This is a genomic window from Vibrio cholerae, from assembly GCF_008369605.1.
GTDB classification, from domain to species: domain Bacteria; phylum Pseudomonadota; class Gammaproteobacteria; order Enterobacterales; family Vibrionaceae; genus Vibrio; species Vibrio cholerae.
Genome location: NZ_CP043554.1, coordinates 1,836,155 through 1,850,195 on the forward strand (window position 1 = coordinate 1,836,155; position 14,041 = coordinate 1,850,195).

The 14,041-nt window shown below is 49.0% G+C and carries 14 protein-coding genes; 2 read left to right on the plus strand and 12 right to left on the minus strand.

The window, feature by feature from the left end:
* From F0316_RS08500 to htpX, 6 genes are all read right to left on the minus strand, one after another.
* Entirely contained in the window at window positions 1-1,242 is a 1,242-nt protein-coding gene (locus F0316_RS08500; protein WP_172625998.1) for an SAM-dependent methyltransferase, read from the minus strand.
* Window positions 1,232-2,041 (minus strand): DUF1365 domain-containing protein, encoded by an 810-nt coding sequence (locus F0316_RS08505; RefSeq protein WP_149560407.1) that lies wholly within the window; start codon window positions 2,039-2,041, stop codon window positions 1,232-1,234. The genes F0316_RS08500 and F0316_RS08505 overlap by 11 nt, the downstream gene beginning before the upstream one ends.
* Window positions 2,041-3,318 (minus strand): NAD(P)/FAD-dependent oxidoreductase, encoded by a 1,278-nt coding sequence (locus F0316_RS08510; protein ID WP_000684174.1) that lies wholly within the window; start codon window positions 3,316-3,318, stop codon window positions 2,041-2,043. Before F0316_RS08510 ends, F0316_RS08505 begins: the two co-directional genes overlap by 1 nt.
* 13 nt (window positions 3,319-3,331) lie before the next feature.
* A complete protein-coding gene (locus F0316_RS08515; protein WP_095463471.1) occupies window positions 3,332-4,057 on the minus strand; it encodes an SDR family oxidoreductase in 726 nt (241 codons plus the stop codon).
* Window positions 4,054-4,473: a nuclear transport factor 2 family protein gene (locus tag F0316_RS08520; RefSeq protein ID WP_042988611.1), complete on the minus strand. Its 420-nt coding sequence runs from the start codon at window positions 4,471-4,473 to the stop codon at window positions 4,054-4,056. The genes F0316_RS08515 and F0316_RS08520 overlap by 4 nt, the downstream gene beginning before the upstream one ends.
* Window positions 4,474-4,691: 218 nt before the next feature.
* Window positions 4,692-5,555: a protease HtpX gene (gene htpX, locus F0316_RS08525; protein WP_000821682.1), complete on the minus strand. Its 864-nt coding sequence runs from the start codon at window positions 5,553-5,555 to the stop codon at window positions 4,692-4,694.
* 265 nt (window positions 5,556-5,820) lie between these two features.
* Here htpX and F0316_RS08530 point away from each other — a divergent pair, with 265 nt between their 5' ends.
* On the plus strand, window positions 5,821-5,991 hold the full coding sequence (locus F0316_RS08530; RefSeq protein ID WP_000796532.1) for a hypothetical protein: 171 nt from the start codon (window positions 5,821-5,823) through the stop codon (window positions 5,989-5,991).
* Between the two features lie 81 nt (window positions 5,992-6,072).
* On the opposite strand, the gene bioD is transcribed toward F0316_RS08530, so the two are convergent.
* Genes bioD through bioB form a run of 4 tightly spaced genes read right to left on the minus strand, consistent with a single transcriptional unit; the run spans window position 6,073 to window position 9,755 of the window.
* Entirely contained in the window at window positions 6,073-6,768 is a 696-nt protein-coding gene (gene bioD / locus F0316_RS08535) for a dethiobiotin synthase (protein ID WP_001243139.1), read from the minus strand.
* Window positions 6,765-7,568: a malonyl-ACP O-methyltransferase BioC gene (bioC, locus tag F0316_RS08540; protein WP_149560408.1), complete on the minus strand. Its 804-nt coding sequence runs from the start codon at window positions 7,566-7,568 to the stop codon at window positions 6,765-6,767. The genes bioD and bioC overlap by 4 nt, the downstream gene beginning before the upstream one ends.
* Entirely contained in the window at window positions 7,565-8,719 is a 1,155-nt protein-coding gene (bioF, locus tag F0316_RS08545) for an 8-amino-7-oxononanoate synthase (RefSeq protein WP_149560409.1), read from the minus strand. Before bioF ends, bioC begins: the two co-directional genes overlap by 4 nt.
* A complete protein-coding gene (gene bioB / locus F0316_RS08550) occupies window positions 8,703-9,755 on the minus strand; it encodes a biotin synthase BioB (RefSeq protein WP_000453785.1) in 1,053 nt (350 codons plus the stop codon). The genes bioF and bioB overlap by 17 nt, the downstream gene beginning before the upstream one ends.
* A gap of 132 nt (window positions 9,756-9,887) precedes the next feature.
* On the opposite strand from bioB, the gene bioA reads away from it, so the two are divergent.
* Window positions 9,888-11,168 carry an adenosylmethionine--8-amino-7-oxononanoate transaminase gene (gene bioA, locus F0316_RS08555; protein WP_172625999.1) on the plus strand — a complete coding sequence of 427 codons (1,281 nt, stop codon included), beginning with the start codon at window positions 9,888-9,890 and terminating at the stop codon, window positions 11,166-11,168.
* A gap of 107 nt (window positions 11,169-11,275) precedes the next feature.
* Here the strand turns inward: bioA and serS are convergent, their stop codons facing one another.
* Together serS and F0316_RS08565 are read right to left on the minus strand one after the other, a co-directional pair.
* Window positions 11,276-12,583 (minus strand): serine--tRNA ligase, encoded by a 1,308-nt coding sequence (gene serS, locus F0316_RS08560; RefSeq protein WP_149560411.1) that lies wholly within the window; start codon window positions 12,581-12,583, stop codon window positions 11,276-11,278.
* Between the two features lie 103 nt (window positions 12,584-12,686).
* Window positions 12,687-14,036, minus strand: coding sequence for a replication-associated recombination protein A (locus F0316_RS08565; RefSeq protein WP_000073976.1), 1,350 nt, complete (start codon window positions 14,034-14,036; stop codon window positions 12,687-12,689).
* Window positions 14,037-14,041: the final 5 nt, after the last annotated feature.

Sequence of the window (14,041 nt, forward strand, 5' to 3'; positions counted from 1 at the left end):
TTAATCTCGTTCAAAAGTCATGTGCACGGTACTGATGCTACGGGCTAAAAAGCCACCTTCGCAGTAACAAAAGTAATAACGCCACATACGGATGAAACGTTCGTCATACCCAAGATCACGTACTTTCGGCAATTGCTGCTCAAATCGGTCACGCCAGTGTTGCAACGTCAGTGCGTAATCTATGCCGATGTCATGCAAGTTACGCAACACCAACCCAGTTCGTTTGGTGGCTAATTCGGTCAACACACTGATCGAAGGCAAAAAACCGCCGGGGAAAATATATTTCTGAATAAAGTCCACGTTATTGCTGTAGCTTTCATAACGCTGATCGGCAATGGTGATTGCCTGAATCGCCATTTTGCCGCGCGGCTTCAGTAACGCATAGCATTGGCTCAAAAACGTCGGCAAGTAGGCCTTACCCACCGCTTCAATCATTTCAATCGATACCAACTTGTCATACTGACCGCTCAGCAAACGGTAATCTTGTTTGAGCAGGGTAATTTGGTTATTTAGCCCAAGTGCCGTAATTTTTTGCTGTGCGTAAGCATACTGCTCTTCAGAAATGGTGGTGGTGGTGACCTTACAGCCATAGTGCTGCGCCATGTAAATCGCCATCGCGCCCCACCCCGTACCAATTTCTAACACGTGATCGGTCGGTTTCAGTTGTAGTTGATCACACAAACGCTGCATTTTGGCTTGCTGCGCCTGCTCTAGTGAGAGCTCTGGTTGGGTAAACAGCGCGCTGGAGTAAAGCATCTCTTCATCGAGGAACAGTTGATAAAGCTCATTCCCCAAATCATAGTGCTGGTGAATATTATCTTTGGCTTGATCTATGGTGTTGCGTTTGAGCCAGTGAGTGAAACGGTTTAACCATTGAGTCACAGGACTACTTTGACTTTCTAGCTTATCCAGCGTACCGAGGTTGGCAGCCATCAACTGCATCAAGGCCGTCAGATTAGGGCTTTCCCACCACCCTTCCATGTAAGCTTCTGCGGCAGCAATACTCCCGCCCTTCAATACTCGGCTATAAAAATCCGGGTGTTTAACTTCAATCACCGCATGAATGGCATCGGGCTTATCTTGGCCAAATTGTTCATGCGTGGTTTGGGTTTGATCGGGGAAATGTTCTATCACCGTTAAATTGCCTTCGAGATACTGTAATGCACGGTGAATGATACTGCGGGCACCTTTCTGCCAACTGGTGAGAGAGCGGGATATTTCCATCGACGAGCTATTTAACATGAGGTTGCTCCTTATTATTGTTCTGAGTTTGGTCTGGGTGCGCATAAAACGGGGCACCTTTGCGCCACAATTTGAAAGCGTGCCAATAAATGCCCAATACCACTTTTACTGCCATGATCGGCGTTTTGATCAATCGAGGTAATAAATTGCCTGCGCTCAAGGGTTCAGCCTGCATCGCTAAGGTGGCATCAAACTCTTTATCACTACGATGACACTCAAGATGGATCATCAGCACGCGAGTTAAGGGTTTAATTTTCCAGCAGTATCTCTGTTCGATGGGATTGAATGGCGAAACATGAAACGCTTTCGCATGCTGCCATTCAATCACGGCAGCCTCTTCTGAGGTTAATGCTGCTTGTGCTGGAACCGCATAGTAGTGGCGCTCATTCCACGGGGTATTGCTGACTTCAGCCAACAAATAACGCCAACGCTTTTCGCTATCGTAGACGTAGTAAAAGTTGACTGGGCTAAAATAGATTCCGAGATAACGCAGGTGCAGCAAAGCCACCACTCTGCCGCCTTCTATTCGCTCTCCCGTCAGTTGCTCGACCTTATCAAGTACTGCTTGTTTGAGTGGGCCTTGCCCGAGATAATCTTCACGGCGAAAACGCGCCCAATGCCACCAACGCTCACCCAATCCCCACACTTTATCCGCCAACTGTGGCCATTCATCTAAATCAATACAAGGCATAAACAGCGGATAGTTGAGTGCGTGCCCGACCGGCGTAAAACGTCGGTGTCTGACTTGTCCAACCATCAAACAACTTTGCCACTCGGTGCTATCTTGGGGCACAGGCATTAGGCCGCTCCTTGCTCACTGCGCTGTGCGTAAGCTTCCAATTGGGTCACCACATCCAGCGCACTGCGTACCCCATCTTCATGAAAACCGTTATGCCAGTATGCGCCACAAAACCAAGTATGGTTGACACCGCTGATCTGCGCTTTTTTCTGCTGCGCTTCAATCGCAGGACGAGAAAACACCGGGTGATGATAGGTAAATCGGCGCAGTATCTTGCTCGGGTCAATATCCTCACTACTATTGAGTGTGACACAGAACGTCTCAGGCGCTTCAATATGCTGCAAAATATTCATGTTGTAGGTCAAAGATGGCAAACGCGTTTCTTGATTGGCTTCACCTTTCAACCAGTAATTCCAAGCCGCCCAAGCCGCTTTACGTTTGGGCAGCAGACGAGTATCCGTATGTAGCACCACTTCATTCGCCTGATAAGCGAGTGCAGACAGCAGTTGTTGTTCGGTGGAACTTGCATCACTGAGCATGGCAAGAGCTTGGTCGCTATGGCAAGCAAAAATCACCTCATCAAAACGCTCACTCTGACCATTGACCACAACTTCTACCCCACTTGGTAAACGCTTCACTTGAGTGACCGCGCTATTGAGGCGGATGCGATCGCCAAATCCTTGGGTTAAAGGCGCAATATAACTGCGCGAACCGCCGGGGATCACATACCACTGTGGACGATTGGTGACATCCAGTAGGCCATGGTTTAGGAAAAAGCGCGCGAAAAACATCAGAGGGAAAGCTCGCATATCCGCCAGAGAGGAAGACCAAATCGCCGCCCCCATGGGCAGAATGTAGTTTTCACAGAAGTATTCAGAAAACTGATGCTGAGCCAGAAAATCACCTAAGGTTTGCTCATTCGCCAATTGATTATCGACGCACGCTTTCGTTAAACGGTTAAAGCGTAAAATCTCCGCGATAAAACGATAAAACTTTGGATTCAGCCAGTTACGTTTTTGAGCGAATAAGGTCGTCAGGGTATGCCCGTTGTACTCCAAACCGTTAGCATCATTACGCACACTGAAGCTCATCTGCGTCGGTTTACCTTGTACGCCAATCTCATCCATCATTTTGATGAAATTAGGATAGGTTCTGTCGTTATAAACGATAAAGCCTGTATCCACTGCGTATGGCTTACCCGCAAGCTCAACATCCACCGTCGCAGTGTGCCCGCCAATGTAGTCATTGGCTTCGAATAGGGTGATATCGTGATAACGGTGCAGATAGTAACCACAGGTTAAACCTGAAATGCCCGAGCCAATGATTGCAATTTTCATCAAAAAATCCTTATTAAGCCTTCAACAGACGTCGAACTAAGCGACCTTGCCATGCATAAGGCAAAGCACCGAGTAACCGAATCAGCCAAGTAAATCGTTTAGGGAAATAGAGTTGTGACACACCGCGCGCCAAGCCAGCTTTGATCTCCTGGGCGGCACGCTCTACTGTGATGATCATGGGCATGGCAAAAGTATTGCGATCCGTGAGTGGTGTGGCGACAAAGCCCGGAAAAATGGTGGTGACTTCGATACCAAGCGGACGCCAATCGAGTTGAAGCGTTCGTGCTAAATAAGCGACGGCCGCTTTGGAAGCGCCATAAGCTTCTGCTCGCGGCAAGGCCAGCTCACTGGCAATCGAACCAACAATCGCCACACGGTGACCACGGGACAAATGTGGCTGTATACCTTCAATCACCGCCGCTACGCCAAGCACATTGATATTGAACACACGTGCCATCAGTGTGACATCCATCTTGCCATCGTCAATGTACTCACAATCGCCTGCATTTAAAATCCAGAGTTTCGGCTGACATGGAAGCTGCGCTAATGCCGCTTTTGTGCCGGGATGATCGGTAACATCAAACGCCAAGGGAAAAATGTTGGCATATTGTGTATGTAAGCTGTCTAACACCGACTGATTACGTCCACACGCAATCACTTGCCAACCCTGTTTGGCATAATCCAACGCCAGTTGTTTACCAATTCCGGAGGTCGCACCGGTAATGAACACCGCGGTCATTGTCCTAGTCTCCGCTTAATCGCGCGGATAACTTGCCCAAGCACAGGCAATTGCTCATAAAGCATTTCCCCCATATCGAAATAATCGCGATGGTAGGTCACTTTGCCCTCGGCAAAGCGCAAGTGGCTCACGCCTTTCACATCCACCTGTTCGCCCTTGGCTAATTTGGGGTGACGCAAATGCATGGTCCAGACCAAAAACGCGCCCTCATTGACTGCATACTGCTCATGAATGGTAAAAGTGCAGGTCTGAACATTTTGGTAAAGATTCAAAAAATACTGGTAAAGGGCGTCAAACCCTTCGATGCGATGTGCGGCATCTTCAAACACCACATCAGGATGATAGATTTCAATCAGCCTATGTAATTGGCTTTTATCTAATTGTTGATAAAACTGCGCGACGTGTTGTACGTCCATAATGCTCATCCCTAAAGTTATACAAATTTAAGATTCGTATAATGCATTACAACCATAGTTGAGTTTGTAAAGTTGTACAAGATTTTTTCTGTACAACTTTATACTTCATGTTACGAAACTCAGAATGTAAGGGATCACTAAAGAGCGTTAAGAAAACGAGCTCAAGAAGACTATAAATAAAGATAAACAAAACCAGCCCGAAGGCTGGTTGGAAGAGATTACATATTGCGCAGTGCTGCGATACGTTTTTCAAGAGGTGGGTGAGTCATCATTAATTCGGATAGAGAGCGTTTACCTGTGATGCCAAACGCCATCATCGAACCTTCAAGATGCGACTCCTGACCCATTTTCAGGCGTTCTAACGCCGCAATCATCTTGTGCTTACCGACTAACTGAGCGGCACCCGCATCGGCATGGAACTCACGGTGGCGGCTATACCACATGGTGATGAAGCTGGCTAAGAAACCAAACACCAATTCAAGCACCATAGATACACCGAAATAGACCATCATGTTGCTACCTTCACCTTCTTCCGAATCACGTGAAGCCACGATATTGGCAATAAAGCGCGACAAGAAGATCACGAAGGTGTTCACCACCCCTTGCATCAGCGTCATGGTGACCATGTCACCGTTAGCAATGTGGCTAACTTCATGCGCCAACACAGCTTCAGCCTCATCACGCGTCATGTTGTGCAGCAAGCCCGTTGAGACCGCGACCAGAGAATCATCACGCTTTGCACCCGTGGCAAACGCGTTCATGTCTGGCGCATCATAAATCGCCACCGTTGGCATACCGATACCCGCTTGGTTTGCTTGGCGACGTACCGTTTCCAATAGCCAATGTTCCATCTCATTGCGTGGAGTATCAATGACGACACCACCCACTGAGCGTAGGGCCATACTTTTTGACATCAGCAGTGAAATAAATGCACCGCCAAAGCCAAACACAGCCGCCATCACCAACAGACCAGACAAACTCCCTGGCTGCATGCCCGTGACGGCATAAACAATATTCAAAACAACACTAAGCACCAATACGACAGCAAGGTTGGTTGCTAAGAATAACAATATACGTTTCATGACTTAATCTCCGAAGGAAACTTCTCAGCGGTTGTGATGCGCGACTTTACCACACATCGTTTGTTCTTATTTACAACATATGTTCTTCCATTTGAAAAACAAGGTTAAGTAGTAAATTGCAACATTTAATGTCCAGATTCTGTTCAGCAAATGCTGAGCAGCCTAGAAGGCGCAAGGATATAGACTTTGGTCGTATTGAGATAGCCGTAATGAAGGCATAGAGTGCGTGAGTCGAAGGAATTTAACCACAAACAAAGGAAAACACATGGCTGAAGCACATAGCTACCAAATGGCGATTGATTTACTTTGTTGTCATTTAGGTATCAGTGAACAAGAAGCTCGTACTCAACTCGGATTGGAAGCCAAAGAGCAGACGCTGCAGCAGCAGATCGTCGATACTCAACACTCTTTAATGGGTTTGAGCGCAGAGAAATAGCCTCTCGCACACTCAACTTCCATACAATCTGAGACGAAAAAGGCTGCTCATGTTTGAGCAGCCTTTTGTTATTTAGCGTCGTTATGCCACGGTGTCGGGTTCTAACAAGTGATCCAGTTGGATGAACTTGCCTAACTCTTGACGTTTAGCCTTAGGCATATAAGGGATCTCCCCTAATTTCGGTGTACCAAGCCGCCCTTCTAGATGCTCAATGATCTCTGCATAGTGTTCAGTCCCCGGATTAATCCGGTTGGCAATCCAGCCGACTAGCTCTAACCCATCGGCACGAATCGCTTCTGCGGTCAAAATCGCATGGCTCAGACAACCGAGTTTAATTCCAACCACCAAGATGACCGGTAAACGCTCTTGTTTTACCCAAGTAGATAAACAATCGGAATCGGAAGTAGGAACTCGCCAACCTCCCGCACCTTCTACCACGACTAACTCTGCATTTTGCTTATGTTTCGAGAGCTTATTGCTTAGCAGCGCATAATCAATCGTAACATTTTCATGCTTAGCGGCGATGTGTGGTGAAGTGGGAAGTACTAAGGCATAAGGATTGACGTCCTCATACGGCATATCGACGGTCGCGGCTTTCATCAGATGCAAGGCATCGGAATTGCGATAGCCAAACTCAGTTTTATCACTCCCCGCTGCGACTGGCTTATAGCCAATCGTAGCGATATTGTGTGTCGCGAGCGCCTGAAGAATCGCTTTCGAAGCGACTGTTTTCCCAACGTCGGTATCCGTCCCTGCGATAAAAATTGCATTTCTCATCGGTGAATAACCCCTAAACAAACCTGATATGTGGCAGGCACAAGACCCTGTTGGTTACGAAATGATTGGTAGGCCAATTCCACTTTTGCCAACGTTCGGCGACTGATTAGCCCCGTTGAACGTCCACTGACATGATTGGCGCCGATCCCTTTTAGATCGCGCATCAGCATAAAGGCAGTTTCATACCAAACCGTAATTGCCGCTAAGTCTAAGTGATGTTGCGAACATCCGGCTTGCGCTAACGCAATTTTTACCTGATTGATGGAAATGAACTGATTGATATGACGATGATGATCAACGCTGCGCCACGCTTGCTCGAGTTCAAACAGCGAACCGTCTAACAAGGTGGAGAGGAAGGCTTGACCATGTGGTTTGAGTACACGGCGAATTTCGCTCAGCGGCAGCGACAGATCTTCACACCATTGTAATGCTAAGCTTGAAAATACCATGTTAAAACAAGCAGATGCAAAAGGCAGTTGCTCGGCATCCGCTAACTGGTAACTCATGCCTTCATCACCGCAGCGTTGCTTTGCTTGCTCAAGCATGGCGTGTGAGATATCGGCGCACACCACTTGCGCTCCCCGCTCGCGCAGCAGGGCTGAAAAATAACCGGTACCACAACCGAGATCCAATACTCGCAGCCCCTTCAGACAACTGGGCATTTTTTGCAGTAAACGCAATCCGACATCGCGCTGAAAAGCCGCGTGCTGATCATAGTGCGCGGCGGCTTTGCCAAAGGCTTGCGCAATCGCACTTTTATCTTTTAATTCAACACAAAGCTCCGTGGCTGTCATGCTCATGTGTCCTTCTCCATCACATGTTCTAACTGCTCCGATAACCGGCGTATCTGCGCTTGGGTATGTGCCGCCGTTATCGTGATACGTAAACGCGCACTGCCTACAGGCACGGTGGGTGGTCGAATGGCACTCACCCAAATCCCTTGTTGCTTGAGCTCGTGGGATGCGCTCAATGCGGAATCAGAGCTGCCTAACAACCAAGGTTTGATGGGCGTTTGTGTTGCCACAAAACCCGGAATATTGCGGCACTGCTCATCAAAACACGCCATCAGCTCAGCCAGTTTTTCTCTGCGCCAAGACTGACTTTGGATCATCCGCGCAGCATGAGTCAGAGCATGCGCTTGTGCCGGAGGCATAGCGGTGGAATACACATGGTGGCGTGCAAATTGCGTCAGATAATCGCCAACGTGTGCATCACACAACACCGCCGCACCTGCTAAACCAAAGGCTTTACCAAAACTAACGACCAGAATCTCGGGATGAATCCCTGCCGCTTGGCAGCTCCCCGCCCCATGCTCTCCAAGCACGCCAATGCCGTGTGCATCATCCACCATCAACCAAGCGCGCTGTTTCACTAAAGTTGCAATTTGCGCCAAGGGTGCGCAATCACCATCCATACTAAACACCCCTTCCGTTACCACTAAGCTGTTGCTCTGCTCATGCAGTAATTGGCGAAGATGCTCAGTATCATTGTGCTTAAAGCGTTTCATGGTGGCAGGACTTAACATACCCGCTTCCATCAAGGAGGCGTGATTGAGTTTGTCTTGCAGCAGCAAGTCCTCTTTTTCGAGCAGAGTAAACAGCAGGGCTTGATTGGCACTAAAGCCAGAGCTGAACAAGACTGCTCGCTCGTAACCAAGCCAGTGACACAACTCATGCTCTAACTCGGCATGAGCTGAGCTAAAACCAGTCACCATCGGCGAAGCGCCACTGCCAGCGCCAAAGCGCGCCAGACCGGTTTGCCAAGCCTGTATTAGCTCTGCATCATTGGCTAAACCAAGGTAATCGTTGCTTGAGAAGTTCAGGTAAGTACGATCTTGCTGAATCAGTTCACCTTGTGCGCTTCGCTCTAAAAGCTGAAGACGGCGAGTCAGCCCTGAATGTTCACGCTCATTCAGAGCTTGCTCAATCCGCGACTTAAAGCGCAGCGTCATAAAATAAATCGCTGGCGGTTGGGCGCGCGGCTACTCGTTCAACGACTCTATCCAACAACTCATTTTCCGTGATTTCATCGGGCTTTTGCGCCACTTGTTCACGGTTAATTCCTAGCTTTTTAAACAGCAGCATATCGCTGTCTTCCGCTGGGTTGGGGGTGGTCAGCAGTTTGCAACCGTAGAAAATCGAATTGGCTCCTGCCATAAAGCACAGCGCCTGCATCTGCTCATTCATCTTCTCGCGTCCAGCTGAAAGGCGAACCGCAGATTTCGGCATCATAATGCGCGCTACCGCAATCAAACGCACAAAATCAAAGGGTTCCACATCATCGACTTGTTCCAGTGGTGTACCTTTCACTTTGACCAGCATGTTGATCGGCACACTTTCCGGATGAGTCGGCAAATTCGCGAGCTCAACCAATAACCCAGCGCGGTCATTTGTGCTTTCGCCCATGCCGATAATGCCCCCCGAGCAGATCTTCATCCCGGCATCACGCACGTGCGACAAGGTATCTAGGCGATCTTGGTATGTGCGTGTGGTGATGATGTTGCCGTAAAATTCCGGAGAGGTATCAAGGTTGTGGTTGTAATAATCCAGCCCCGCTTGCGCCAATTGCTGCGCTTGATCTGGCGTCAACATACCCAGCGTCATGCAGGTTTCTAGGCCCATATCCTTGACGCCGCGGATCATCTCTTTGAGCAGCGGCATATCACGCTCTTTCGGATTCTTCCACGCCGCGCCCATACAGAAACGGGTCGAGCCTGAATTTTTGGCTTTTTGCGCCGCATCCAACACGCGCTCGACTTCCATCAAACGCTCTTTATCTACATCAGTACGGTAGTGAGCACTTTGCGGGCAATATTTGCAATCTTCTGGACAAGCGCCAGTTTTGATCGACAGCAGCGTGCTGACCTGCACATGGTTGTGCGGATGATGAAGACGATGCACCTGCTGCGCTTCAAACAGCAGATCCATAAAAGGTTTATCCAGTAACGCTTTGACCTCAGCGACCGTCCAGTTATGACGAACTTCCACGTGTAATCCTTATTGGGGTTATTGGTTTTATGCTTGGCTAGTCTACTGACAGGCGTTAGACTGTCAACAACAAGAAAATCACAAGGTTTACATGTGATTATTAATTAATCTTTTATTAATTTTGGAATGATGATGGATTTAGCCTTCGACCGTTGCCATATCTGGCATCCTTACACTTCGACCTTGACACCTCTGACCTGTTATCCGGTAAAACGAGCCGATGGCGTAATGATCACGCTTGAGGATGGGCGCAGCTTAGTCGACGGCATGTCCTCTTGGTGGGCAGCGATCCACGGTTACAATCACCCAAAACTCAATCAAGCGGCGCATCAGCAAATCGAGCAGATGTCGCACATCATGTTTGGTGGGTTAACTCATCAACCAGCGATTGAGCTTTGCCAAAAGCTGCTCAAACTCGCGCCCAACAATTTACAGCAAGTGTTTCTCGCCGATTCAGGTTCGGTTGCGGTCGAAGTGAGCCTGAAAATGGCGCTACAGTATTGGCACAGTAAAGGTCAGCCGAGAGCAAAGTTTCTCACCCTACGGCACGGCTACCACGGCGATACCTTCGCCGCGATGTCAGTGACCGATCCAGATAACTCTATGCACAGCCTGTACAAGGGTTTTCTGCCCGAGCATATTTTCGCTAATTCGCCAGAAGGTGGATTTTTTGATGCGTGGGATGAGCGTGATATTGCCGATTTTCGTGCCAAACTTGCTGAACATCACCCCCAGATTGCGGCCGTAATTCTTGAGCCTATCGTGCAAGGGGCTGGTGGTATGCGTATCTATCACCCCGAGTTTTTACGCCAAGTTAGAGCTTTGTGTGACGAATTTGGTGTACTGCTGATTTTGGATGAGATTGCGACCGGCTTTGGCCGCACAGGCAAACTCTTTGCTTGTGAACATGCGGGAATTCAACCGGATATTCTCTGTGTGGGCAAGGCGCTGACTGGCGGATACATGACGCTATCCGCTACCCTCACAACCCAACAAGTGGCCGATACTGTGTGTGCGGGAGAAGCCGGCTGCTTTATGCATGGCCCTACCTTTATGGGCAATCCGCTGGCTTGCGCAGTAGCAAGCGCGAGTTTATCGCTGATTGAGCAAGGGGATTGGCAACAGCAAGTCGCGAATATTGAAGCGTTTTTTGCCGAGCAACTGCCTAAACTCAATAATTTTCCACTGGTGAAACAGACTCGTTGGCTAGGCGCGATTGGTGTGGTGGAGACTCATCTCCCGGTCAATATGGAAGTGATTCAGGCTCTCTTTGTGGAGCATGGGGTTTGGATCCGACCCTTTGGTCGGTTGATTTACCTGATGCCACCCTATATTAGTCAACCTGAACATCTGCAAAAACTGGTGGATTCAATGGCAGCCGCGTTAAGCCAACCAAACTGCTTTAAGCAATAGACAATATGCTGCGCAACAAACGACAGGCATAAAAAAGCCGACATCACGTCGGCTTTTTTCATTCTTATACGCTTTGAGCGCTAATTTCCCTTTAAAGGAAAACGGGATTAACCGATATGGGTTAAACCGCCCATGTACTTTTGCAGTACCGCAGGAATCGCAATGCGACCATCGGCTTCTTGGTAGTTTTCCAAAATCGCGACCATGGTACGACCCACCGCCAGACCAGAGCCGTTCAGCGTGTGCACCAACTCAGGCTTCTTCTCACCTTTGCGGCGGAAACGCGCTTGCATACGACGCGCTTGGAAATCCCACATGTTTGAACAAGAAGAGATTTCACGGTACGTCTTCTGCGCTGGAACCCAAACTTCCAAGTCGTAAGTTTTGCAAGAGCCAAAGCCCATGTCGCCCGTACACAGAATCACTTTGCGGTAAGGCAGCTCCAGCAGTTGCAGAACTTTTTCTGCGTGACCAGTCAGCTCTTCCAGTGCCGCCATAGAATCTTCAGGGCGAGTGATTTGTACCAGTTCCACTTTATCAAACTGATGCATACGGATCAGACCACGAGTATCACGACCGTAAGAACCTGCTTCAGAGCGGAAACATGGCGTGTGTGCGGTCATTTTCAGAGGAAGTTCAGCTTCATCCAAAATGGTGTCGCGCACTAAGTTGGTCACTGGCACTTCTGCGGTTGGGATCAGTGATAGACGGCGTGGCTCTTCATCACTGGCTTTCTCAGTCAGAGGCTCAGTGTGGAATAGATCTTGACCGAATTTTGGTAATTGACCAGTACCGAACAGCGTTTCCGCGTTCACTAGGTAAGGTACATACAGCTCAGTGTAACCATGTTGATCGGTGTGCAGATCCAACATGAACTGTGCGATAGCACGGTGCAAACGAGCAAATTGACCTTTCATCACCACAAAACGCGCACCCGTGATCTTGGTTGCGCTAGCGAAATCCAGACCGTCGCCCATTTCGCCCAAATCCACATGATCTTTTACTTCAAAATCATAAGTTTTTGGTGTTCCCCAACGAGAAACTTCTACGTTTTCGCTGTCGTCTTTACCGTTTGGCACTGCATCGTCTGGAATGTTAGGCACGGTTTGGGTGATCGCATCCAATTGCGCCATAACCGCATCCAGTTCAACTTTTTTCGTATCCAGATCGTCACCCAAGGTGCCGATTTGTTGCTTAACCGCTTCTGCGCCCGATTTGTCGCCAGACGCCATCAGTTGACCGATTTGCTTGGAGATGGAGTTACGCGTGGATTGTAAATTCTCAACTTCTACTTGAATGGACTTACGTTGTTCTTCAAGAGTACGGATAGTCTCCACGTCGAGTTTAAAACCGCGACGTGCCAATTTTGCAGCTGTTTCGTCCAGCTCAGTACGAAGTAATTTAGAATCCAGCATTGCTAATCCTATGCTTTAAGAGTTGCGAGAAAGCGCGTGTGCTTCCTTTTTAGCCAAAGCCACGCGTATTGAAATTTACCTTGCCAAAGATAACCAAAAGGCACTACTTTTCATAGCGCTTTTGTGGGCTTTTTGCGTTCAAATCCGCCAGATACGCTAACTTTTCAGCAATCTTAGTTTCTAGCCCGCGTTGAGTAGGCTGATAGTAGCGAGTTCCACTCATTTCTGGTGGGAAATAGCACTCCCCTGCAGCATAAGCGCCCGGTTCATCATGGGCGTAACGGTATTCCTCGCCATAACCAAGATCTTTCATCAATCGTGTTGGGGCATTACGCAGATGCGGCGGCACTTCAAACTCAGGCAGATTATGCGCATCCGACAGCGCTTGTTTCCACGCGGTGTACACTGCATTGCTTTTCGGCGCGCAGGCGAGGTAGACAATCGCTTGAGCAATCGCGCGCTCGCCTTCTGCAGGCCCCACACGGGTAAAGCAATCCCACGCTGCGAGTGCCACTTGCATGCCCCGTGGGTCGGCATTACCAACATCTTCAGAGGCAATCGCGAGCAGACGGCGCGCGATATACAAAGGGTCACAGCCTGCGGAAATCATCCGCGCCGCCCAATACAGAGCCGCATCGGGATCGGAACCTCGAATCGATTTGTGTACAGCGGAAATTAGGTCATACCAAATATCGCCCTTGTTATCAAAACGCGACACTTTTTCACCAGCGACTTCAGCCAATAAAGGCAGATCAATCTGCTTGCGTCCCTGATCATCTTCGCGAGCCATGTCGTACAGCAGCTCAAGATAATTGAGCGACATGCGCGCATCGCCATTGACCAGTTCGGCTAGGCGATCCAACACGTTATCAGCAAATACCGCCGCCACTTTGCCAAGCCCGCGTTCAGTATCGGCAATCGCTTGATGCAGAGCTTGCAGAATTTCTTGTTGATTGAGTGAGGTGAGCTTATAAACCCGCGCGCGGGAAAGCAGCGCGTTATTAAGCTCAAAAGAAGGGTTTTCCGTGGTTGCACCAATAAAAGTGACCGTGCCGTCTTCAATATGCGGCAAAAACGCATCTTGCTGCGATTTATTAAAGCGATGGACTTCGTCGACAAACAAAATAGTGCGACGACCACTGAGTTTGTTCTCACGCGCTTTTTCGATCGCGGCACGGATCTCTTTGACTCCGGACGTCACTGCCGATACGCGTTCCACTTCCGCATTGGCGTAGTTGGCTGCCACTTCAGCTAAAGTGGTTTTTCCGGTGCCCGGAGGTCCCCAAAGAATCATCGAGTGAATATGCCCCGCTTCTAATGCACGGCGCAGCGGTTTTCCCGGCCCTAAGATGTGTTGCTGACCAATATACTGCTCCACGGTTTGTGGACGCATACGGGCAGCTAACGGACGAAAATCTTCGTCGCCGGAAAAATCTAAGCTGTAATTACTCACTCGAC

Bases quoted from the DNA above. Each gene is read 5' to 3' on its own strand.
- F0316_RS08500 (WP_172625998.1), bottom strand. From the start codon at position 1,242: ATGTTAAATAGCTCGTCGATGGAAATATCCCGCTCTCTCACCAGTTGG.
- F0316_RS08505 (WP_149560407.1), bottom strand. From the start codon at position 2,041: ATGCCTGTGCCCCAAGATAGCACCGAGTGGCAAAGTTGTTTGATGGTT.
- F0316_RS08510 (WP_000684174.1), bottom strand. From the start codon at position 3,318: ATGAAAATTGCAATCATTGGCTCGGGCATTTCAGGTTTAACCTGTGGT.
- F0316_RS08515 (WP_095463471.1), bottom strand. From the start codon at position 4,057: ATGACCGCGGTGTTCATTACCGGTGCGACCTCCGGAATTGGTAAACAA.
- F0316_RS08520 (WP_042988611.1), bottom strand. From the start codon at position 4,473: ATGGACGTACAACACGTCGCGCAGTTTTATCAACAATTAGATAAAAGC.
- htpX (WP_000821682.1), bottom strand. From the start codon at position 5,555: ATGAAACGTATATTGTTATTCTTAGCAACCAACCTTGCTGTCGTATTG.
- F0316_RS08530 (WP_000796532.1), top strand. From the start codon at position 5,821: ATGGCTGAAGCACATAGCTACCAAATGGCGATTGATTTACTTTGTTGT.
- bioD (WP_001243139.1), bottom strand. From the start codon at position 6,768: ATGAGAAATGCAATTTTTATCGCAGGGACGGATACCGACGTTGGGAAA.
- bioC (WP_149560408.1), bottom strand. From the start codon at position 7,568: ATGAGCATGACAGCCACGGAGCTTTGTGTTGAATTAAAAGATAAAAGT.
- bioF (WP_149560409.1), bottom strand. From the start codon at position 8,719: ATGACGCTGCGCTTTAAGTCGCGGATTGAGCAAGCTCTGAATGAGCGT.
- bioA (WP_172625999.1), top strand. From the start codon at position 9,888: ATGGATTTAGCCTTCGACCGTTGCCATATCTGGCATCCTTACACTTCG.
- serS (WP_149560411.1), bottom strand. From the start codon at position 12,583: ATGCTGGATTCTAAATTACTTCGTACTGAGCTGGACGAAACAGCTGCA.